At 70.5% G+C, this 22,158-nt stretch carries 15 protein-coding genes; 13 read left to right on the top strand and 2 right to left on the bottom strand.

All coding sequences use genetic code 11. The features are described from left to right. Positions 1–81 precede the first annotated feature (81 nt). The 6 genes from AB0J86_RS22460 to AB0J86_RS22435 all read left to right on the top strand — a co-directional run bounded on the left by AB0J86_RS22460 (position 82) and on the right by AB0J86_RS22435 (position 7,368). A complete protein-coding gene (locus AB0J86_RS22460; RefSeq protein WP_363859533.1) occupies positions 82–924 on the top strand; it encodes an alpha/beta hydrolase in 843 nt (280 codons plus the stop codon). Between the two features lie 938 nt (positions 925–1,862). Beyond that, entirely contained in the window at positions 1,863–3,656 is a 1,794-nt protein-coding gene (gene glsA, locus AB0J86_RS22455; protein ID WP_363859532.1) for a glutaminase A, read from the top strand. Next, positions 3,640–4,659 carry a glutamine synthetase gene (gene glnII / locus AB0J86_RS22450; RefSeq protein WP_363859531.1) on the top strand — a complete coding sequence of 340 codons (1,020 nt, stop codon included), beginning with the start codon at positions 3,640–3,642 and terminating at the stop codon, positions 4,657–4,659. Before glsA ends, glnII begins: the two co-directional genes overlap by 17 nt. A 77-nt stretch (positions 4,660–4,736) precedes the next feature. Then, on the top strand, positions 4,737–5,999 hold the full coding sequence (locus AB0J86_RS22445) for an ammonium transporter (RefSeq protein WP_363859530.1): 1,263 nt from the start codon (positions 4,737–4,739) through the stop codon (positions 5,997–5,999). A 477-nt stretch (positions 6,000–6,476) separates the two neighbouring features. Further along, entirely contained in the window at positions 6,477–6,839 is a 363-nt protein-coding gene (locus tag AB0J86_RS22440) for a DUF1330 domain-containing protein (RefSeq protein ID WP_363859529.1), read from the top strand. Positions 6,840–7,005: 166 nt separating this feature from the next. Continuing rightward, the gene (locus AB0J86_RS22435) at positions 7,006–7,368 is read left to right on the top strand and encodes an ATP-binding protein (protein WP_363859528.1); all 363 of its coding nucleotides are present in this window, start codon (positions 7,006–7,008) and stop codon (positions 7,366–7,368) included. A 300-nt stretch (positions 7,369–7,668) separates the two neighbouring features. Here AB0J86_RS22435 and AB0J86_RS22430 read toward each other — a convergent pair whose 3' ends face one another. Further along, positions 7,669–8,817 carry an NDMA-dependent alcohol dehydrogenase gene (locus tag AB0J86_RS22430; protein ID WP_363859527.1) on the bottom strand — a complete coding sequence of 383 codons (1,149 nt, stop codon included), beginning with the start codon at positions 8,815–8,817 and terminating at the stop codon, positions 7,669–7,671. 502 nt (positions 8,818–9,319) lie between these two features. Here AB0J86_RS22430 and AB0J86_RS22425 point away from each other — a divergent pair. The 7 genes from AB0J86_RS22425 (at position 9,320) to AB0J86_RS22395 (ending at position 20,952) form a co-directional block, all read left to right on the top strand. After that, complete coding sequence (locus tag AB0J86_RS22425; protein WP_363859526.1) at positions 9,320–9,529, top strand: hypothetical protein; 210 nt, start codon at positions 9,320–9,322, stop codon at positions 9,527–9,529. A 235-nt stretch (positions 9,530–9,764) separates the two neighbouring features. After that, positions 9,765–11,357, top strand: coding sequence for a hypothetical protein (locus AB0J86_RS22420; RefSeq protein WP_363859525.1), 1,593 nt, complete (start codon positions 9,765–9,767; stop codon positions 11,355–11,357). Between the two features lie 38 nt (positions 11,358–11,395). Beyond that, positions 11,396–14,035, top strand: a complete 2,640-nt coding sequence (locus tag AB0J86_RS22415; protein ID WP_363859524.1) for a hypothetical protein — start codon at positions 11,396–11,398, stop codon at positions 14,033–14,035. Beyond that, positions 14,032–17,358: a right-handed parallel beta-helix repeat-containing protein gene (locus AB0J86_RS22410; protein ID WP_363859523.1), complete on the top strand. Its 3,327-nt coding sequence runs from the start codon at positions 14,032–14,034 to the stop codon at positions 17,356–17,358. Before AB0J86_RS22415 ends, AB0J86_RS22410 begins: the two co-directional genes overlap by 4 nt. Before the next feature lie 342 nt (positions 17,359–17,700). Next, positions 17,701–18,189 carry a sigma-70 family RNA polymerase sigma factor gene (locus AB0J86_RS22405; protein ID WP_363859543.1) on the top strand — a complete coding sequence of 163 codons (489 nt, stop codon included), beginning with the start codon at positions 17,701–17,703 and terminating at the stop codon, positions 18,187–18,189. A 6-nt stretch (positions 18,190–18,195) separates the two neighbouring features. Further along, positions 18,196–18,810, top strand: coding sequence for a zf-HC2 domain-containing protein (locus tag AB0J86_RS22400; protein ID WP_363859522.1), 615 nt, complete (start codon positions 18,196–18,198; stop codon positions 18,808–18,810). Between the two features lie 195 nt (positions 18,811–19,005). Further along, the gene (locus AB0J86_RS22395) at positions 19,006–20,952 is read left to right on the top strand and encodes a hypothetical protein (RefSeq protein ID WP_363859521.1); all 1,947 of its coding nucleotides are present in this window, start codon (positions 19,006–19,008) and stop codon (positions 20,950–20,952) included. Here AB0J86_RS22395 and AB0J86_RS22390 read toward each other — a convergent pair. Next, entirely contained in the window at positions 20,933–22,060 is a 1,128-nt protein-coding gene (locus tag AB0J86_RS22390) for a cobalamin biosynthesis protein CobQ (RefSeq protein ID WP_363859520.1), read from the bottom strand. The two genes, AB0J86_RS22395 and AB0J86_RS22390, sit on opposite strands and share 20 nt — an antisense overlap. Between the last annotated feature and the right edge of the window lie 98 nt (positions 22,061–22,158).

The raw sequence follows: 22,158 nt of genomic DNA, 5'->3' as shown, positions 1-22,158 counted from the left end.
CCGTCATGCTCCCACCCCCACAGGTACCGCACCGGACACCCGATCCGGTGACGTGTCATTCATCGAGAACGAGGTCACGCAGTGCCCAAGATCGCTATCAACCAGGACGTCGTGCTGGGCTATCAGACGTACGGGAACGAGTCGGATGAGTCGTTGCTTCTGATCTGTCCAAGTGCGCAGAACCGGCTGGTCTTCCACTCACTGGCAGAGGTCCTGGCCAAGAACGGATACCACGTCGTCACGTACGACAACCGGGGTACGGGCGAGTCGGACCGCGGCTCGGCGAGCATTTCGACGGCCCAACTCGCGGCCGACGCCGTCGGGGTCCTCGACGCGCTCAGCATCGACCGCGCCCACGTGCTCGGCTGGTCGATCGGATCGGCGGCCGCTCAGGAACTGGCCATCGGGCATCCGGAGCGCGTCGCGGCGCTGGTGCTCTACGCCACGTGGGCGCATGTGGACACGTTCCAGCGAGCGATTTTCACGGCGCTGCGCCATACCTGGAACACCCGGGACATGGACGAGATCCTGGCCGCCATGGCCATTGTCTTCTCCCCCGAACTGATCGACTCTCCCGCTTTCGCCGACCTGGTAGCGGACATCCTGCCGACGCTTCCCAGCACCGAGGCCGCGATCACCACCACCATCGAGCAGTTCGAGGCCGACCTCGCCCACGACACCCGTGGTCGCCTCCATTTGATTACCAGCCCGACCCTGGTGGTGGCGGGCGAGCAGGACCTGCTGACCCCGGTCTGGCAGGCTCGGTACGTGGCCGAGGCCATCCCCCTCGCCGAGGTCAAGATACTCAGCGGGCTCGGCTCCAGCCACGCCCTCGCTTTCGAACGATCGGCCGAGTTCATCTCGCTTGTTCTCGAGTTTCTTCAGCGCCACGCGCTAGGTGTACTGCCCGGAAAAGTCGGTTGAAATTTGTGTGACGACACGGTCTGATGCTGTCCATGCCGGTGCCGACGAAGGGGTATTCCGCGTTGGCGCCGACGGTGTACCTGTAGCGCGGGTCGTTCGCGTAGTTGCCGTACGGGCGATTTGTTTAGTACGCCCAGTTCCTGGTGAACACGAAATCGCTGTCGTTCTCGGTCGGGTCGGAGGTGACAATCGTCATACCGTTTCCGGCGGGCATGGTACACCACTTGTTGATCGTGTCTGTCTCGAAGCGCGACCCGGCGCGGTGTCCGCCGGTCGTACCCGCGGCCGAGGTGGCGCCGGGCGACAGCCGCAGTAAGCCGATGGACGGCTCTTGGCCCCGGAGAAAATAGGGACTTCTTCCCAGTCGTACCGGCCGCCGTTTAGGGGGCCGGGGCTGCAATCGGCGCAAAATGGGGAACTTTTCCCGATGCCGGCAACTCGCCGCCCTGCGACGATCGGTATGCGTCTTGAGCCGACTCCTGACCCGCGTAGACACCGCCTGCGCAACCCTTTCACGTCTACGGGCAGGCCGGCCTCAAGCTACACAGAAGGGGTCTTTGGCGCTTAGCCCGACTCCGTCAACCGGCGACGCCGGGCCCGCTCTTGCGTGTCCCTGCTCCTCGTTCGGGCCCAACACTATCGATCATCAACTGAGGTCTCCGTGACACAGGTATCAAACGAACTCGTGGCGGACGTGCGGGACATGTACATGGCGCACACGATGATGCGGCGGGAATTCCGCCTGCTCCCCAAGCTCGTCCGGGCGGTCCGCCCGGTCCTGCCAATCCTCGCGCCGCGCTGGTATGCCTCGCACGCCAGGCGCGGGTACGGGACCGCCACCCGCCCCGCGTCGGGTCCTGATCGCGCCGATCCCCGGAACCTCCGACGCCGCGCCCGCGACGGCGCTCAGTTGGAGCGTTTCACCCCGCCGGTGACCCGTGCCGACCGTTCCCCACAAAGAGAACTGGAACTTCGCAATGCCCGCTACCAAGAGACCCACGACACGGCCGCGCCCTCCCGCCCGGCCGGCGGCCGAGAATCTCGCTGGCCCGTCGGCGGATGAGCAGTCCGGACTTGGGCACTTCGGCAAGCTCTTCAACTCGCTGAGCGTCAATGCTGAAGGCAGGATCTCCACGGCGGAACTCAGCGCCCGCCTACTGGAGTCGGGCATCTCGGAGACACATCCGCGGGCCGCGGAGGTGTGGGCCTGGCTGCGGCAGGGAGGGAACATCGAAGAGCGCTCCTGGATCGACCTGAACGGCTTCATCAGCCTGTGCAAGAAGAGTGGCGGCGTCGTCGAGAAGTCCATCCAGGGTGATTTCGTGATCCCGGATTTCACCGCGCTGAAAGCCGAGATATCCGCAATCTTTGCGGGCCTCAAGGGTGTCGACGGGGGGCACGTCGCCAATTACATCCCGCAGCTGGGCCGGGTCGATCCGGAGAAGTTCGGGATCGCGTTATGCACCATCGACGGTCAGCGTTTCGCGATCGGGGACGCGGACAACGCCTTCTGCGTCCAGTCGATCTGCAAGCCGATCAACTACTGCCTGACACTCGAGGAGCACGGCGCCGACCTGGTGCACCAACACGTGGGCAGGGAGCCCAGCGGCCGGGGGTTCAACGAGCTGACGCTCAACAGCGACGGACTCCCGCACAACCCGATGATCAATTCAGGGGCGATCATGTGCTGCTCCCTACTGCGCCCCGACTACGAGATGGCCGACCGCTTTGACCATGTCGCCGAGACCTGGCGCAGGTTGGCCGGCGGATCGGTCGGCTTCAACAACGCTGTCTACCTCTCGGAACGGCGCACTGCCGACCGCAACTTCGCCCTCGGCTACTTCATGCGCGAGCACCGGTCGTTTCCCGCGGGAACCGACCTGATGGAGACGCTCGAGTTCTACTTCCAATGCTGCGCGATCGAGGTCGACGCCCAGTCACTCTCGGTCGTGGCTGCCTCGCTCGCCAATGGCGGGGTCAATCCCCTCACCTCGGAGCGGATCTTCTCCACCGACACGGTACGCAAGTGCCTGTCACTGATGTCGTCATGCGGAATGTACGACTACTCCGGCGAGTTCGCGTTCACCATCGGACTGCCCGCGAAGAGCGGTGTCTCCGGCGGTCTCATGATTGTTGTTCCCGGTGTCATGGGCGTCTGTGTCTGGTCTCCCCGTCTCGACGCTTTGGGAAACTCCGTACGCGGGGTCGCCTTCTGCAAAGAACTGGTGAGCCGCTTCAACTTCCACGTCTACGACTCCTTCGCCCCCGGCGAGGCCTCCGGCAAGCGTGATCCGCGGCGCGGCAGGAACGAGGAGGAAGTGGCGTCGACCATGCGGTTGCTGTGGGCCGCGAGCCAGGGCGACCTCGACCACGTTCGGATCTCGCTCGCCACGGGCAAGGATCCGAACTCCAGCGACTACGACAGAAGGACCGCGCTCCACCTCGCCGCCTCGGAAGGACACCTCGATGTGGTCCGCTACCTCCTGGACCGCGGTGCCACCCCGGCGGCGCAGGACCGCTGGGGAGGCACACCGCTCTCCGACGCTGAGCGAGGGAGACACGACGCCGTCGTGACGCTCCTCAAACAGGCGGCCGCCACCACTGATCAGGCGATTCGCCGCCCATTTCGTGCGGACGGTTCCGCCCCTCGCGGCGTCCGTTCGTCCGGTCACCCTTCCGACGGCCAACCACGGCCAATCACAGAAGAAGAGACACATGACGTACAAGGCTGAATACATCTGGATCGACGGCACCGAGCCGACGGCGAGGCTGCGTTCGAAAACCAAGATCCTTGCCGACGGCACCGAGCCCGGCATCTGGGGCTTCGACGGCTCCAGCACCAACCAGGCCGAGGGCCACCGCTCCGACCGGGTTCTCGAGCCGGTCGCCACCTACCCCGACCCGATCCGCGGGGGAGCCAACCTGTTGGTGCTGTGCGAGGTCCTCAACATCGACGGCACGCCACACGAGTCCAACACTCGTGCCCTGCTGCGTCCGGTCGCTGAGCGCTTCGCGGACCAGCAGCCCCTGTTTGGCATCGAGCAGGAGTACACCTTCTTCCAGGGCGCTCGCCCCCTGGGCTTCCCCGACGGCGGCTACCCCGCCCCGCAGGGCAGCTACTACTGCGGCGTCGGCGCCGACGAGATCCACGGTCGCGCCGTGGTCGAGGCGCACCTGGACAACTGTCTGGCCGCCGGGCTGTCCATCTCCGGCATCAACGCCGAAGTCATGCCCGGTCAGTGGGAGTTCCAGGTCGGCCCGCTGTCCCCGCTGGAGGTTGCCGACCAGCTGTGGGTCGCGCGTTGGCTGCTCTACCGCACCGCCGAAGACTTCGGCATTTCCGCCACCTTGGACCCCAAGCCGGCCAAGGGCGACTGGAACGGCGCAGGCGCACACACCAACTTCTCTACGCGGGCGATGCGGGAGGGCTACGCCGCGATCATCGAGGCCTGCGAGGCCCTGGGTCGTGACGACAAGCCGCTGGAGCACATCCGCAGCTACGGCGCGGGCGTCGAGGCCCGCCTGACCGGCGCCCACGAGACCGCCCCGTGGAGCCAGTACAGCTACGGCGTCTCCGACCGCGGTGCCTCCGTCCGGATTCCGTGGCAGGTGGAGGTGGAGCAGAAGGGCTACATCGAGGACCGCCGTCCGAACGCCAACGTCGACCCGTACACCGTCACCCGCCTCATGGTTGACACCTGCTGCGCCGCCTTGGAAAAGGCCGACCTCGTCTGAGGCCACGCCAGCCGACACCGGATCCGATCAACGCCGCTGCGACGCAGGGGCGTTCAAGACATGAAGTGGAGATATCGATGCCGACGGGCCTCGACCCGGGCGACACCTCGTTCGTACTCATCAGCGCCGCACTGGTCATGCTGATGACCCCTGGACTCGCCTTCTTCTACGGCGGCATGGTCCGCGTGAAGAGCGTGCTCAACATGCTGCTGATGAGTTTCATCAGCCTGGGCATCGTCAGCGTGCTCTGGGCGGCCTACGGCTACTCGCTCACCTTCGGCGATGACGTGGGCGGGCACGGACTCATCGGCGGCCTCTCACATGCCGGCATGCGCGGCATCACGGACAGCACCCTGACCGGCAGCATTCCCGTGTTCGCCTTCGCCGCGTTTCAGTTGATGTTCGCCATCATCACGCCGGCCCTGATCAGCGGGGCGATCGCGGACCGCGCCAAATTCGGCGCGTGGATGCTGTTCATCGCCCTCTGGGTAACCGTGGTGTATTTCCCGGTCGCCCACTGGGTGTGGCAGTCCGGGGGTTGGATCTTCAAACTCGGCGTCAAGGACTTTGCCGGCGGTACGGCGGTGCACATCAACGCGGGCATGGCTGCCCTGGGCGCCCTTCTGGTCCTGGGCAAGCGGGTCGGCTTCAAACAGGAGCTGATGCGTCCGCACAGTCTGCCGTTCGTGATGCTCGGTTCGGGACTGCTGTGGTTCGGGTGGTTCGGCTTCAACGCCGGATCCGCGCTGGCCGCCAACGGCACGGCCAGCGTCGCCCTCTTCAACACACAGGTCGCGGCCGGCGCCGCGATGATGGGCTGGCTCATCTGGGAACGCGTACGGAAGGGCCGCTTCACCTCCCTCGGCGCCGCGTCCGGAGCGGTCGCCGGACTGGTAGCCATCACCCCGGCGTGCGTCGCCGTGAACACCTGGGGCGCGATAGCCATTGGCGTCATCGCTGGATTGGTGTGCGCCTGGGCGGTGAACCTGAAGGATCGCCTCGGCTACGACGACTCACTCGACGTCGTGGGCGTCCATGCGGTCGGTGGTCTCGTCGGTACCCTCCTCATCGGGGTCTTCGACATCACCGACGGCCTGGTCGCAGGCGCGGGCGCCGGACAGTTGGAGAAGCAGGCGGTCGGCGCCTTTGCCGTCGCCGCCTATTCCCTGGTGATGTCGGGGCTGCTGGCCATGGTCATCGAGATGACGGTCGGCTTCCGGGTGCGCCGTCAGGACGAGGTCGTCGGTATCGACCACGTGGTGCACGCCGAGACCGCCTACGACTTCACCACCACGAAGCAGGAGGTCGAACTCGCCATGCCGGGTTCGCATCGATACTAGACAACCTGCTGCGAAAAGCACGAGGTAGTGCCGAGAGGCGCGGGCGGTCCCGGTCGACGTGTCGCCACCGATGGCGATGGAGGTCACGCCGTTCGGGACGCCCTCGCCCCTGGCGAGTAGCCGGGTGCGAGAGGTTGGCAAGCGGAGACCGATCGGTTCGCCATCAAGGAAACGATCGGTTTGCCGTAGCAGGTTATTCGAATTGATTCCCTTGTCGTCGGACAGCTGGCGCGCGCTCGCAGGCACGCGGTCACGCACGTTTTCCGGCCGGGTCATGTCTGCCATGCGGAGTAGCGCAGCTCCGGTGATTGGCATCGGGAAACCGATCGGTGTACGGTGGTGGCGCAAGGGAAAAGCCCTGTTTCCTCCGGTCCTCCGGCCACCTTGCGCGCAGGCGAGTGGCGGAGTCCACAATGGCAACCCGCGGCCCGCCCGCTCCCGCTAAGTCGCGACCAATCCAAGCATGAAGGAATCGACATGGCCACCTACCTGATCAATCACCTCCGCCTTCCCGGCGGCGTACCCAACGAAGCTTTCCTGTCCTACCTCGAGCAGGTCGAGGCGACGGTGGAGGCACACGGAGGTAGGTTCCTCGCCAACGGCGAGGGCACCGTCGTCGAGGGCGCATGGACCGGCCTCGTCGTCCTCCTGGAATTTCCCGACCGTGCCGCCGTGAGCGCCTGGTCCAGTTCCGAGGAGTACCAGAGGATCCGATCCCTCCGCGTCAACAACGCCATCTCCGACGTGGTGCTACTCGACAGTCTCCCGTCAGGCCACAGCATGCGGGACTTCGCCCAGCAGACGCGCGCCGCACTCGCCGCGCCGTCGGCCGCACGTTAGCGATCGGCGGAATTGCCGGGTGATGAACGCTTGGCGTGGGCTTCGCGCCGTTGACCGGAGCCCACGCCATCGCCCCGGCTCGGTTTCCCAGCCGTCCGGCGTGGGCCGCGGGCATGAGTCATCCACTTTGGCGTGACAGCGACCATGGACCTCTCCGCATCACCCGGTGTCATGTCATGCACGCGGCTATGAGAGGCGCTCCGGACGCGCTCTCTTCGTCGGGCGGGAAGTGGAACTGTCCTACCTGGTGAACGCGGCAGAATCCGCGGACGAGGGCGAGGCCCAGGCGGTACTCGTCCGGGGTGAGGCGAGTGTAGGCAAGACCCGACTGGTCGAGGAACCGCTACGCATCCTGCCCCTGACCGGGCCGTCGCAGGAGTCGGCGGTTGCGTCGAGGTCGGTGGCGACGGGCTTCCCTTCGCCCCATTCTCTGCGGTCCCGCACACCTTGTCGCAGCGGCTGCCCGACGAGGTACGGGCGGCGAGCGCCGGCCAGGAGCACCTGCTTGCGCGAATTCTGCCGGAGCTGAACCCCTCCACGCCCGTCGGGGACCCGAACGAAGACATGGCCTGGCTCTTGGGTCGAGCAGGGCCCGGCCGGTGGGTGAGATGTAGGCGAGGATCACGGCGACCTACGGCGCCACGCCCATCGCCAAAGCCAAGTGACGGTGGAGTACCAGCGCGGTTGCGATGAGGCCACCCGAGGATGTTCGCCTCGGGTGGCCTCATCGTCTATCGGTCGCCGAGCACGAGGAGCGACGCGGCCCACAGGACGCCGGGTCGCGCGGAGGCCAAAGGAATCTGTCGACCAGCCGAACCGCGTCCGGGCGTCACTCCGTATCGTTAACGATCATGCCTCGAATGATCTTGCCGTCGTTCAGGTCCGCGTAGCCCTCATTGACCTGGTCGAGGGAGTAGGTGCGGCTGATCAGCCCGTCCAGCTTGAGGTCGCCGGTGCGGCCGAGTTCCGCGAGTCGCGGGATGTCGTACTGCGGGTTCGTCGAGCCGTAGATCGAGCCCTTGACGACCTTCTGGAACTGCAAAAATATGTTGCTCGGTGAGTAGAAGTCGAACGACTGGTTGGCGGCGGAGGTGATGACGACGGTTCCGCTCTTCCCCACGGAGTTGACGGCGGCCACGGCCACGGCATCATCCACCCTGCCAACCGTGACCAGCGCCTTGTCCGCCATGTCGCCTGACGTCAGCTCTCGGATCTTCTCGATCGCGGCCTCCGCGTGCTCGAACGCGTACGTCGCGCCGAAGCGCGTCGCGGCGTCCCGCTTGAGCCGCACCGGATCTACCACGATGACCTCACTGGCACCGCTGTACGTGGCTCCCTGTACCGCGTGCAGGCCAACGCCACCCGCGCCGAAGACGACGACCACGTCGCCCGGCTTGACCTCCCCGGCGCTGGTCGCCGTTCCCCAACCGGTCGGTACGGAGCAACTGAGCAGCGCGGCCGTCTTGAGGTCCAGCGATTGGTCGACCTTCACCACCGCGTACTCGGAGATGACGGCGCGCTCCGAGAAGGTCCCGAGCATGAACGTTCCGCCGACGTCCTGGCCCTGGTGGTGCATTCGGAAGCCACCGCCCGGCAGTTCGCCGGTCAGCATGTTGGCGCCCAGGACGCAGAGGTGCTGGCGGGCGGTGGAGCAGTAGCGGCAGGTGCCGCAGCTCGGAACGAACGTACAGACGACGTGGTCGCCCGGCTTGACCCGGCTGACATTCTCGCCGACCTCTTCGACAATTGCCGATGCCTCGTGCCCGCCGACCAGTGGCAGCCTGCCCGGTATGTCACCCATCCTGAGGTGGAGTTCTGTGTGGCAGACCCCGGCCGCCACGATTTTCACCAGCACCTCGTGGGGACCTGGTCGGTCGAGATCGAGTTCTACGATCTCGAAGGGTTGCCCAATCTCGAACAACACTGCCGCTCGGGTTTTCAATATACCGATCCAATCGCTTTTCCAGTCCACCGGCATGCGACTTCTGCCGCCACCATCCCCGCTGGACACTTGAGATGACTGTCATTGGAGCCGTTTTCATGGTGATCCGCGGACGTCCTCGGCGGCGACCGCGTAGCCGGTCTAATCCAATGGGTACGAGGCAACGAACGATTCACCGAGGCGGAACTTTTCGCCGTTGCGGTCATGCACGCCCTCCTCGGCTACCACCACGAAGTCCGCTGGATTCGCTACGCCCGCACCGCGATCCGCCACCTGATCCCGTATCTGCCCCAGCAGCCCGGCGACAACAAGCGACTACGCGCCCTGACCCCGCAACTGAAGTACGCCATCCGGGTACTGGTGGTCGACGCCGGCCTGTGGCGCGACCCGATCCGGCTGGCCGATTCCACCCTCGTGGAATTCGGCCGGTCCCGGAAAACCGTCCAACGCTCCGCCCTGGCCAACCCCGAACCGACGAGCGTGGAGTCCTGGTCGATCTGGTCGACACCGACCCCGGTCCGCCGGCCACTCTGGAGGTGTGGTCCTGGTCGTGAACAAGGGCTACCGCGACGCCAAGACCGAAGCGTTGCTGGCGGGCCGGAACACTACCATGCTCCGGACGGCTCGCAAGGCCGAGAAATCCGACCCGGCCGAGGACCGCTCCGCGCCCGGCCGAGGACCGCGCCGCGCGCCACGACAAGCGATCGAGTCGGTCGACGGCACCTTGAAGAGGCAGGTTGACCTCTGACAACACGGCGGACGCACGATCGAGGGGCGTGGCCGTACGCGTCCAACCCTTGGCACGGATCGTCTGGGACGGACGGCGACGACCGGGAACCGGGCGCGAAGCAGCGACGAACTTTGAACCGGCGACCGGGGCGAGCCGTCGTGTAACCGAAGTGTCAGGCGAGGGAGATTGAACAGTGGCTACCACACCCGGCGGTGGTGTTTACCGACGGCTCCGAGAGCGGGTCGCTGGCGCGGTGGGCCGGATCTGGGGGCCCGTCGCACGCGGACTGGACCGGCTCGATTCCCCGTTCCGGCGCTGGGTCGCGATCGGGATCCTGCTCGTGCTGATGGGCGGGGCCGGGGTCGCGGCCAGCGCCGGATTCGGCACCGCCACGGCCGAGGAGACCGAACTCGCCGGCCGGCCGGTGCCGGCCGGCCAGGTCGAGGCGATCGCGGCGGCGGCGCACGCCTGCCCGGTACTCACCCCGGCCCGGCTCGCCGGGCAGCTCATGGCAGCCTCCGGTTTCGACGCGAACGCGAAAACCGCCAACGGCGGCACGGGCATCGCCGGCCTCACCGAGGCGGCGTGGGAGGAGTGGAAGCCGCGCACCACCTCTGCGCGTACCGATCCCGCCGCGAACGTCGCCGCGCTCGCCCACCTCACCTGTGACCTGGTTGGCCAGGTACGTCGGGCCGGAATCGGCGGCGACCCGTGGCGGCTGGCGCTCGGGGCGTACCACTCCGGGGTCGAGGCCGTGCGCGCCGCGAAGGGCATCCCGCCGGCCGCCAACGGCTACGTGGACCGTGTCTCCGGCTACGCCGCCTGGTACGCGCACCGCTCCGGCACCGGCACGAAGCCGGGCGGCCCGACCGGCCCGATCGGCGCGGTGCCCGGTGCGGGAACCGACGCCAAGCCGGTGCCGGACACCTACCTCGCCGCGGTACTCGCGGCCGGCCGGGCGTGCTCGGGGCTCACCCCGGCCAGGGTCGCCGCGCAGCTGATGGCCGCCTCCGGTTTCAACCCGAACCTGCTCGGCTCCCACTCCACGCAGGGCATCGCGCAGTTCAGCCCCCAGGTCTGGGCCCGGTACGCCCCGTCGCCCACCAGCACCTCGCCCTGGGACCCGAGCGTCGCCATTCCGACGCTGGGCCTGACGATGTGCGCTCTCTTCGACGAGTTGGGCGGGTTGGGTAAGGACTCGTACCCGCTGGCGCTGGCCGCGTTCCGGGTCGGCCCGGACGCGGTACGCCAGTCCGGTGGGCTGCCCGACGACGCGGACGTCCGCGCCTACGTCAACCTGGTCATGGGCTACGTCGGCTACTACCAGCAGGACCCGCGGCTGGGCGGCAAGCCGGCGGCCGGCGGCAAGCCGGCGACCGCGACCCCGTCGCCCGGCGGGCAACCGGCCACCGCCGCGCCGCCGGCCGGCGGGGGGAGCACCCCGGGCGGTGCCACCTCCCCGTCCCGCCCGCCGCAGGCCCATCCCACCACCAGCCCGCCCAAGCCGAACTGGCAGACCCTGGTGGTGCAGTCCACCGCCACCCTGCGACTCGGCCAGTCCTGGAGCACCAACCGCCTCAAGCTCGTGCTGGCCAACGAGGGCAACGTGATCCTCTACGACCAGGGCAAGGCGGTCTGGCAGACCGGTACCAAGGGCAAGGGCGGTCACCACCTGGTCTTCCAGGCCGACGGCAATCTCGCGCTCTACAACGAGTCCAACGCGACGATCTGGACCTCGAACACCGCCGGCAACAACGGTGCCATCCTGGTGCTGCAGTCCGACGGCAACGTGACCATCTCGATCGGCGGGCGAGGGCTCTGGCACACCGGCACCACGAAGGGCTGACCGACGTTGTCCACCAGGCACCCGCGTTCCTGACCGACGTGGTACCCGGAACCCCGCCCACCGGCGGCGACCCACCCGTCCCGGCCGTCGTCGTGGAGCCCGCCGGGGAGGCGCTGGTACTGCGTACCGAGGCGGACGCGGGTACGCCGATCCACGAGCTGGCCGCCGCCCTGCCCCCCGAAGCGGGGCGGCGCGCCGTCGTGAGCGCACCCTCGGTCACCGCCCGGCCGGACCTGTTCGAGCTGCTGCTGGAGGCACTGACCGAACATCTCGGTGGCGTCGCCACCGGGATCCGGCTGGTGCCGATCGGCGCCTACGCCCCGTCGGTCGATCCGCGCGCCGAGGCGGGACTCCTGGCCGAGTGGATCGGGCAGGACGTGGCCGTCCCGCCGACCGCGCTCGCGGTACCGGCGGGCGGCGCGCTCGCTCCCGCGCCGTGGGTCGGGGTGGACCCGGACGGCGCGGTCCGGGCCGAACCGCCATGGCCGGCGGTCCCGCCGCTGGCGGTCACCCTGGTGCCGGTCCCGCCGCCGGCAGTCACCCTGGCGCCGATCCCGCCGCCGGCGGTCACGGCCGCCAGCCGCTGGCCGCACGCGATCCTGCGGGCGAACGGCGGATACCTCGATCTGCCGGCGCGGCGTCCGCGGCTCGCCTGGAAACCGCCCCGGCCGGCGCCGCGCGTCCGACCGCCGGGTACGCCGGAGACCGGCACCGACACGCCCGGGACGCTCCCGGGCACGCGTACCCCGTCGGGCTGGTCGTTCGTCGACGAACCGACGGTGGGCAACGCGCGCTGCCTGGCCGGGTTCGTGGTCGAGATCGAGGTGCAGGTGACCGGATTCCGGGTGGCCGGCCGGCCGGTGGCACCCCGCGCGCTGGCGAAGCTGCTCGACGCCTGCCGGGCGGGCGACACCCGGCCGTTGGTGTTCGTCACGTCCGGCGTGCCGGTGCGCGGGCCCGCCGCCGACCTGCTCTTCGGCGGCCTCGCGGACGCGCTCGCGACACCGGTGTACGCGGCCGACGGGGCGGTCACCCGCACCGCGACCGGGCTGCTCCAGACCGCTGGTGCGTTCCTGCGCTGGAGCCGACGCGAGCCGGGCGCAACCCGTACGGCGCGCCGCGGGCGCCTCGTCGGGCCCGTGCTGCCGGCGCGCCCGCCGGCACGGACCCGCCGGCCCGACCGGGGCGTGCCCCGTCCCGCCCCGGCGCCGCGTACCGCCCCGACGGCCGGCGCCGCATCGCGCACCGCCGCGCCGGGGGCTCCGGGCGCGCCGACGCTGCCGGGCGATCCGCCGGCACCGCCGGCGCTCCCCACCCCACTCGGGCCGGAGACCGCCGCACTGCTCGCTTCCGGACGCTGGCCGGCGCCGCCGCGGCTCGCCGTGCCGCCGCAGACCGGCGCCCCACCCCCGGCCGATGTCGGGCGACCGGGCACCGGCCCCGCGGCGCTCGACGCCGCGCCGATCGGCGGGCCCGGCACCGAAGCGCGGGGACCGGCCGCCGGTTGGGGCGACCGGCCGCCGGTTCCCGCCCCACCCTCCGCGTCCGGCGGCGCCGCCGACGGGCCTCCGACGGCAGCACCGGCCCGACCGCGATCCGGGCAACCCGAGGAGACGCCCGGACAGCCCGGCGAGGTGCCGACGGCCGTCGGGCCGGGCTGGCAGCCGGGGCCATCGTTGACCGCCGCCGCGCTCGGCCCGTCCGCGCCGATCGTGGGGTCCGACGTACCGCGGGCGTCCGACACCCCGGGGGCGGACGGTGCCAGCGCGTCGGGTACCACCGCGTCGGGCCCGGCGGACAAGCCACCGGCCCCGCCGACCGGCACCGAACCGGCCGGACGGCCCTCGGAGTCGACGGCCCCGCCCGCTCCGGCGCCGCGCTGGCTCACCGCGGCCGGCCTCGACTCGCCGGTCGCCGACCGCACCGCGCTGCGCCAAGCGCTCGGCGGCCGGTACGACGCGTACGCCCGGGTGGTGGCCCGGACCCTGGCGCAGTCACCCGGACTACGGACGGTGGCCGGAGCCTCCGGCGAGCTGACCGCCGGGTTGGTCGCGGTGCGGGCATACTGCGACGGCGAGCGGGACCGGCTGAACGAGTTCCTGCGTGGCGGCGGCCCGGAAACCGCGGCGGCCGGACTGACGCTGGTGGCCCGCGCCGCCGCGTACGGGTTGCGCCGGCTGCCCTCGGTGCTGGGGCCGGTCTTCCGGGCCGGTCCGGACGACCCGCGCCTCGCCGGCGGGTACCGGCCGGGCGACGTGCTGGTCGAACCCGCCTTCGTCGATGTCGACCTGACCGCCGGGGCGAACGCCGCACCGGCCGGGACGCGGCTGCTCATCTGGTCGGTGAGCGCGCGCCGCCTGGACGGCCTGGACGGTGGGACCGGCGCCTCGGCGGTCTTCCCGCCGGGCAGCCGGTTCCAGGTGCTCGCGGTCGACGACGGCGCACCCGGGCGGGAGGTACGGGTGCTGCTGCGGGACCTCGCGGCGTCCGCGCGGGGCGGACCCGACAGCGCGGAACGCGTTCTGCAGCGGCTACGCGCGGCGGACCAGGGCGGCCCGGCGTCCGGCGGAGCTGCGGTGCCGCCGTCCTTCGCCCCCGGCCTGGACGACGCGGGCCGACCCTTCCCCGCACCGGCGTCCGCCGGTGCCATCGTGGCTGACGAGGATGGACGAGCGTGACCAACAATCTGCTGTCGGTCTCCGACACCGAGCCGGGATGCCTGCCGAGCATCACCGCGGCGCTGGCGGCGGCCGCCCCCGGCGCCACGATCATGGTGCAGCCGGGCACCTACCGGGAGCAGCTGCGACTCACCAGCCGGGTGACGGTGCTGGCCGAGGAGGGCCCGGGGACGGTGACGATAGACGGCGGCGACGGGGTGGCGGTCTTCGTCGGCGGTGGCCACGTGACGCTGCGCGGGGTGACCGTCCGGGGCGGGTCCACCAACCTGCCCGCCGTGCAGGTCGGGCGGGGCGCGCTGGAGGCGGACCGGTGCGCGATCGACGGGCGCGGGGTCGTGGCGGTGCACGTGCCCGGCGGCCGGGTGGAGCTGCGCGACTGCGAGGTCGCCAACCCGCAGGGCGCGGGGTTCCTGTTCGAGAAGGCCGGCGGCGGCACGGTCAGTGCCACCACAGTTCGGGAGACCGGCAGCGCCGGGGCGGTGATCCTCCGCGGCGCGGATCCGGTGCTGCGCGGCTGTATGTTCACCGGCATCCGGGGCGCCGGGGTCCTCTGCGGCCAGGGTGGCCGGGGCACCGTCGAGGGCTGCGAGATCACCGCGACCGAGGGGCCGGCGGTCGTGGTCGAGGATGACGGCGCCCTCCGGGTGGTGCGCGGCCGGCTGCATGACCTGCCCGGGGCCGGGGTGGTGGTCACCGGGGGCCGGCCGTCCCTCGAGGACTGCGAGATCAGCACGGTCGGCGGGCACGCGGTGGTCGTCTCCGGCACGGCCGATCCGGTGCTGAGCGGCTGCCGGGTACGCGGTGCTGCCGGTCACGGGCTGATCGTGCTCGACCAGGCCACCGGCACCTTCGCGGACAACGAGATCACCGACGCCGAGGCGGTGGCGATCGCGGTCACCGGTTCGGCGGCGCCGCTGATCGAGGGCGGCCGGGTGGCCGACGGACCGGGCGGCGCGTTGCTGTTCCAGGGCGAGGCGGCGGGGACGGTGCGCCGGCTGACCGTACGCGGTGGGCCGACCGGGATCGTGGTCGGCGGGTCGGCCGCGCCGCTGGTCGAGGACTGCCTGGTGGAGGAGGCCCGGGAGTACGGGGTACGGGTGCTCGGCCAGGCCCGGCCGGTGGTCCAACGGACGCGGGTCGAACGGTGCGCGGCCGGCGGGTTCCTGGTCGAGGCCGGCGCGACGCTCGTCGCCGAGCAGGCGACCGTGCAGGGGTGCGCCGTCGGTCTGCTGGTCGACGGTACGGCGACGGTGACGGGATCGGATGTGGGCGACGCCCGTACCGTCGGGGTCCTGGTCCAGCGGCAGGCAAACCTGACCCTGCTCCGCAGCCGGGTGCACGGCAGCGGCGGGCCGGGGGTCCGCTTCGCCGCCGGCTCGTCCGGCCGGCTGGACGGCTGCGAACTGATCTCGAACGCGGGCGAGGGACTGGTCCGGGAGACGGCGGATCCGGTGGTGGTGGAGTCGACCACGATGGTCGGCAACGGCCACGGGGACCGCCCGAGCGGTTCGAACGGTGCCCGTCCGGCCGAACCTGCCCCGGTGGGCCCGACTCCCGTCGCCGGTGCCGGTGAGGCTGGCGAGGAGCCGACCCGCCCGTTCGCGGCGCCGGCGCCGGGCGGTGAGCCGGGAGGCGACGGGCCCTCCGACGCCGCCGCCCCGCTGCTGGCCGAGTTGACCGCCCTGGTCGGGCTCGCCGGGGTGAAGCACGAGGTGGCGACGCTGGTCGGGCTGCACCGGGTGAGCCAGCGGCGGGCCGCGGCTGGGCTGCCGGCCCCGCCGATGTCACGTCACATGGTCTTCGCCGGCGCTCCCGGCACCGGCAAGACCACCGTGGCCCGGCTCTACGGGAAGATCCTCGCGGCGCTCGGCGTGTTGAAGACGGGCCAGTTGGTCGAGGTGGCGCGGGCCGACCTGGTCGCCGAGCACATCGGCGGTACGGCGGTGAAGACCACGGAGAGGTTCACCGAGGCCCTCGGCGGGGTGCTCTTCCTCGACGAGGCGTACACGCTCTCCCCGGTCGACGGCGGCGGCAGCGGGCACGACTTCGGCCGCGAGGCGATCGACACCCTGGTCAAGCTGATGGAGGACCACCGCGACGAGATCGTGGTGATCGTGGCCGGCTACTCGGCGCAGATGCGCGCGTTCCTGGACTCCAACCCGGGCTTGGCCTCCCGCTTCTCCAAAACGGTGGAGTTCGAGAGCTACTCCACCGAGGAACTGGTGACCATCGTCGAGCGGCTGTGCAGCACCCACCACTACTCCCTCGAATACGACACCCGCCTGGCACTGACCCGGCTGTTCGACGGGATGGCGCGGGACGCGAACTTCGGCAACGCCCGGGTGGCCCGCAAGGTGTTCGAGGAGATGATCGGGCGGCAGGCGTACCGGCTGTCGCAGGCGTCCTCGTCGGACGGGGTGGAGCTGGCCCGGTTGCTGCCGCAGGACCTCGGCGTCACGACGGGCGCGCGGACCGGTGCGGCACGGACGGACGAGGTCGACCAACTGCTCGCCCGGCTGCACGGCATGATCGGGCTGGGTGGGGTGAAGCGGGAGGTCTCCGACATGATCGACCTGTTGGCGACCATCCGGACCCGGGTCGAGGCCGGCCTCCCGGCTCCGACCATCTCCCGGCACCTGGTCTTCTCGGGGCCGCCGGGCACCGGTAAGACCACCGTCGCCCGGCTGTACGGGCAGCTCCTTACCGCCCTCGGCGTGCTGCCGGGCGGCCAGATGGTCGAGGTGGCCCGCGCCGACCTGGTCGGGGAGTACATCGGACACACCGCCCAGCGCACCCGGGAGGCGTTCGAGCGGGCGCGGGGCGGGGTGCTCTTCATCGACGAGGCGTACACCCTGGCGCCACCCGACGCTCGGCAGGACTTCGGTCGGGAGGCGATCGACACGCTGGTCAAGCTGATGGAGGACCACCGCGACGAGGTGGTGGTCATCGCCGCCGGGTACGAGCGGGAGATCGAAACCTTCCTCGCCGCGAACGCCGGTCTGGCCTCCCGCTTCTCGCGTCGTATCCACTTCACGAACTACAGCCCCGACGAACTCGTGGCGATCTTCCAGGGGCTCGCCTCGGCCAGCGGGTACGAATGTCCGGGCAGCACGCTGATCGTGCTTCGGGAACACTTCGAGCGCTTACCGAAGGGGCGGGCCTTCGGCAATGGTCGGTATGCCCGCCAGCTGCTGGAGGACTCCATCACGCGCCAGGCGGGCCGGCTCCGTACCCTTGGCACGCCGACGGTCGAACAACTACGGACGCTCCTCGCCGAGGACGTCACTCCCGTGGTGGCGGCGGGACACCAGACGACCACATAGGTACTTTTCCCGATTCTCCGTCGTGGCGATAAGGAACTCCAGTGACGACATAGGGATTTCTGCCGGGCTTCCGGGTGGTAACGGGGAGCCGGACTGCTGCAAATGTGCAATTCTTTCGGAAGGTTCCCTCGATCACTTGACCAAACATGAGTCGATCGTATGCTTCACGGGGTTGTCGAATCATGGGGGGCTCGACAGCTACTGGATGCACCTGGTCCAGCACGCGGTGAATGTGCCTGGGGGAATGGATTGCTACTTGTGCTGTTCCAAAGTGGCGGGGTGGGCCGGCCTGCCCCGGTCGACGACGGGTGGCCGGGTGATGCCACGGCCCCGTCGGCGCGAATGTACGCATTACACAGAGAGCATGTGGAGCCGTTGTACCGGTTCCTGCTCAGATTGACTCTGGGGGATCGGTATCTGGCCGAGGATCTGCTGCAGGAAACGTTGATGCAGGCGTGGCGCCACCTGGATCGTTTGCCGTCCGAGCGGGAGGCGCTGCGGCGTTGGCTGTTCATCGTGGCGCGGCGGATCGCGATTGACGCCGCGCGTGCCCGTCGGGCCCGGCCAACCGAGGTCGGGGTTTCCGACCTCGCGCAGGTGGCGGGAACTGTCGACAGTACCGACGCCGTGGTGGCGGGGCAGACGGTCCGGCGCGCCTTGCGGAAGCTGACCCGCGCGCACCGAGAGGTGCTCGTCGAGCTATACTTCCTGGGTAAATCGACCGAAGAGGTCGCCGTTCGTCTCGGCATTCCCGAGGGGACCGTGAAGTCGCGGGCGCACTACGCGTTGCGGTCCCTGCGCGCCGCTATCGGCCCTACCGACACGAGTTGAGACCTCATGGGGTTTCTGTTCGGTGATCTACTGCTGGCGGTGGCCGTTAATCTGGTAGTAGCTTCCACCAGGCACACTCTGGTCGCATGCTGCCACCGGATGGCCGTGACTTGGAGTAGATCTGATGCACCGATGAGCGATGACAGTGAAGGTCGCGGTCGGCTCTGTGCCGACTGCGGAGCGTACCTTCTGGGTGCCTTGCCCTTGGCAGCGGTATTTGCCTTCGAGGAACACCTTGCCGGTTGCGAATCCTGCCGGGACCTGTGTTTCGATCTTGGGCCGGTCGTCAGTGGACTGAGCCGGATGCGGTGCGGCGCCGAGCTGCTCGACCCGCCGGAGGAGCCGGACGCCGAGTCCGACGAGAACCAATCCCCCGCAGCCGAGCTGCGGGCGGCTGGTCCGATTCGGTCCCGGCGTCCGGGAGCCCATCGTCCAGCTCCGGGTAGCGGACCTCGCGGGTCGTCCGATCGATCGGACCCGGATCGGCCCACCCGGTGGTCGACGCCGGCGATCGCGGACGGGTCGCCGGGATCCCGGACCCCGATCGCCGGCCCGCGCGCCCCCCGCCTGGACCAGGTGAAGGGCGACGGCGGTGACGAGCCGCAGACCAGGGCACACTGAATGGTCCTCGTCGTCGCGGGCGCCAGCGGTGGGTGATGGGGCTCGGCTTCCCGTCCAGGTGGTCAGGTCGGACCCTCCTGGGCCGGTTCCGCCACGCGGAGCGCTCCGGGCCACGCCGACCCGACGCGTGCCCGGTCCAGGACGCCGGGATCCCGCCGGTTAGCCGACGCCCTTCGGCGCGGAAGGACATCTGTCATGCGTGAGCGGTCCGACCAGATCCGGGTGCACGGGTACGACCGGGTCACCCTCCTCGTCCGGGGCCACTCGCTGCCGTCCGGTCTCACCCCCGCTCGCCTGCCGCGCGAACGCGAGCGACACACGGTCGTGGTGGCCGCGGAACCGGCGCTGGACGTGCCGACCCTGGTGACGTTGCTCCGCCGGCACCTTCCGGTCCGGTGCGGCTCGATCCGCCTGGTCCTCTCCGACTCGGGTCAACCGGGCATCGCCCAACCACTCGCCGACGAACTGGGCATGGAGGTGATCGCCCCGGCCGGGCCGGTCATGCTGCTGCCCACCGGAGCGCTGTTCGTGGTGGACGGACAGTGGTGGCGGTTCCGGCCGGGCGAGCCCGCGGAGCGGCAGGGCGCACGGCATCCGGCACCTCGGTGGGAACGGCTGCTTCCGCGCGGCCTCCGGGCCCTGCCGCCAGAACTGCGCGCGACCGCCGTACCGGCCGGGCTGTGGCTGCACGACGCGGACCCACCGGTACCGGCGCTGACGACGGCGGTGCTCGCGGCGCCGGTGGACCCCGCGCGGCTGACCGTGGTGGTCGGTCGGCCGGGCCGCGGGTCGCCGCCCGAACTGCTCTATCCGGTGCTGGAGGCGCTGCCCCGGGCGTTACGGCGGGGGATGGTCCTGGTGCCCTGCGACGGCAACGCCGGCACCGCCCACACGCTCGGGGAGTGGCTCGCCGCCCGTACCGGCGGCACGGTCGACGTACTCGCCGGTCTCGACGCCGACGCGCCGGCGGACCCCGCGGCACCCGTGCGGAACGACGGCCGGCAGGGCTGGCGGTCGTTCGCCCAGCGAGTGGTGTACCGCGCCGGAGCGGCCCCGCAGGTGGTGCGGTGGCGTGATCCGCTGCCGGGCGCCGCCGGTACCGCCGGAGTGCAGCGGGTCGACGTGGACTGGGCGGTCGAGGTGGTCCGCTCGGGCCTGTGGCTGCGTTCGGCTGGCGATGATCCGGAGCAGGATCGGATCCGGCGGCTGCCGGTCGACGACCGGCAGCCGGTGCTGGTGCTCGGCGCGGCGGCCGTCGCGCGACCGCCCCGGGACCTGCCGACGCTGAACGCGGTGCTGGACGGGCTGCCAGCCGAGACGAGGGCGTCGCTGCGGCTGGCTGTAACGAGGATGCCGGCCGAGACCGACGGGGCGCTCTGGGCGCCACTGGTCGAGCGGTACGGCCCGTTGCTCACGGTGGTCGGCCCGGGCCACCTGATCGAACTGCCGGGGCAGTCGCAGGCCGGTTCGGAGCCCCATCCGGAGCCCGGCCACGCCCCCGGGCCGGGCCGGCCGGCCGAACCGCACGTAGCCCGTGACCCGGTGCCGGTGCCGGCGGCTCCCGGGTCGACGGCGGAAACCGCGATCGGGCCCGAGTCACCCCTGTCCAAGCCGGCGACCGAACCGGTGCCGGCCCCGCAGCGGCGCCCCGACTTCCCCGTGCTGCCCGACCCGGGCGAGGGGCGGTACACAGGCGCGGTGTTCAGCGGCTGGCCTTCCGATCAGCCGGCGCGCTGGCAACCGGGGGAGGAGGTGCGGACGTCGGAGGCATTGACCGCGAGTACCGTGCCGTGGCCACGGACCTCGGGCCGTCGGGGGCCCGCCGGTCCGACGCTGGTGATCTGGTCGGTCACCGGACGCCGGGTGGCCGACCCGACGTCGCCCGGAGCCGAAGGTGTGCGCTTCGAAGCCGGCAGCCGGATGAGGATTGTCGACGTCGCGCATCTCGGCCGAGACGCGGCGGCGTTGGTGCTGCTGCGCGAGGTCATCCCGGATGCTGCCGGCGGCCCGAAACCGGCGTACGACCCGATCCACGACGACGCACTTGACCGGCGGGCCCGAACGGCGCTGCGCCGGGCCGTCGACGCGGCCCGGCGCGCCACCGGGGCCGACGCCTGGTCGTTCAGTCCTGGTCGCGGATGACGAGTGAGTCGACGATCGAGCTGCACGCCATGAGCCAGGCCCGGCGGGTCGCCGGGGTGAGTCGGTCGTACTCGATACGCCCGCCGGAACGGATCGCACCGTCGTAGGGGATCACCGCCACGTCCCGCACCACCTGGCGGTAGCGCTCGACGATGTCGTCGAGGAGCGCCGCGTCCGGTTTCGGATCGGCGCACGAGACGATGGCGACCGCGTTCCCGGCCAGATCGGCCCGTCCGGTGCGGATCAGGTGATCGAGCATCCACAGCCCGCTATCGGCCACGTCACGCTGCACCGTGGTCGGTACCACCAGGCAGTCCGCCACCGCCGTCGCCGACTGCCAGTTCGCCGCGCGGACATTGTTGCCCGTGTCGACCACGATCAGCCGGTAGAAGCGGCACAGCGCGGTCCACAGCTTGCGGAACGCCACGGCGTCGATGATCTCCATGCTGCCGGCAGCGTCGTCGGAGGCGAGCACGTCGAACCGGGCGCCCTGCAGGCGTAGGTACGCCGCCATCTGTCCGATACTGGCGGTGGTGTCGAGGAACTCGTCGACGTGGTCCAACAGGTCGATGACGGTCCGCTGGTGCGGAGCCTCCTCGGCCCGCGCCCCAAGGGTGCCCCGTGTCTCGTTGTTGTCCCAGGCCAGGGTGTAGCCACCCCGGTAGAACCCGAGGGTGGCCGCGGCGATCAGGGCGCTCGGGGTCTTCGCCGCACCGCCCTTGGGATTGGCCACCACGATGGACATCGTCCGGCTGAAGGTGTGGAGCAGCCGCCGCCGGGCCGCCCGGTGGACCAGCTCCTCGCGGGTGGCGGCGAGCGCCAACGCCCCGTGGCTGAGCCGGTTCGCGCGTCCCCGCCAGCCCCACTCGGCCGCCATCTCCCGAGCGGCGTCGGCGGGCCGGTCGGCCGCCGGCGTCGTCGTGGTCCCGGGAGCGGCGTCGGCCGTCGGCCCGGGCGGTGGCGCCGATCCCGGCAGGGCTGCCGACGGCAGCGTGACCGGCGCTGGCACGGCCCCGTGGTCGGGACGCGACGCGCCGCCGGAGGCTTCGGGCGAGGGAACGGCGGCGACCCGGACCGGGTCGACATGCTGATCGGACTGCGCGGTCATGACTACGAATGGCTCCTGTCCACGAGAGGTTACCGCTGAACGCGACGTCTGCCGGCCGGATCCGGTTCAACGGAATCAGTGTGGGATCCGCTTCCTTC

Origin of the sequence: Micromonospora sp. NPDC049559, assembly GCF_040676675.1 — a bacterium.
Lineage (GTDB): Bacteria > Actinomycetota > Actinomycetes > Mycobacteriales > Micromonosporaceae > JBFAPK01.
Note: the sequence above shows the minus strand (reverse complement) of the source record. Positions and strands in the feature narration are given on the sequence as shown.

Excerpts from the sequence above, each read along its gene's own strand:
- AB0J86_RS22390 (WP_363859520.1), bottom strand. The coding sequence starts at position 22,060 with ATGACCGCGCAGTCCGATCAGCATGTCGACCCGGTCCGGGTCGCCGCC.
- AB0J86_RS22445 (WP_363859530.1), top strand. The coding sequence starts at position 4,737 with ATGCCGACGGGCCTCGACCCGGGCGACACCTCGTTCGTACTCATCAGC.
- AB0J86_RS22405 (WP_363859543.1), top strand. The coding sequence starts at position 17,701 with ATGTACGCATTACACAGAGAGCATGTGGAGCCGTTGTACCGGTTCCTG.
- AB0J86_RS22395 (WP_363859521.1), top strand. The coding sequence starts at position 19,006 with ATGCGTGAGCGGTCCGACCAGATCCGGGTGCACGGGTACGACCGGGTC.
- glnII (WP_363859531.1), top strand. The coding sequence starts at position 3,640 with ATGACGTACAAGGCTGAATACATCTGGATCGACGGCACCGAGCCGACG.
- AB0J86_RS22430 (WP_363859527.1), bottom strand. The coding sequence starts at position 8,817 with ATGCCGGTGGACTGGAAAAGCGATTGGATCGGTATATTGAAAACCCGA.
- AB0J86_RS22440 (WP_363859529.1), top strand. The coding sequence starts at position 6,477 with ATGGCCACCTACCTGATCAATCACCTCCGCCTTCCCGGCGGCGTACCC.
- AB0J86_RS22400 (WP_363859522.1), top strand. The coding sequence starts at position 18,196 with ATGGGGTTTCTGTTCGGTGATCTACTGCTGGCGGTGGCCGTTAATCTG.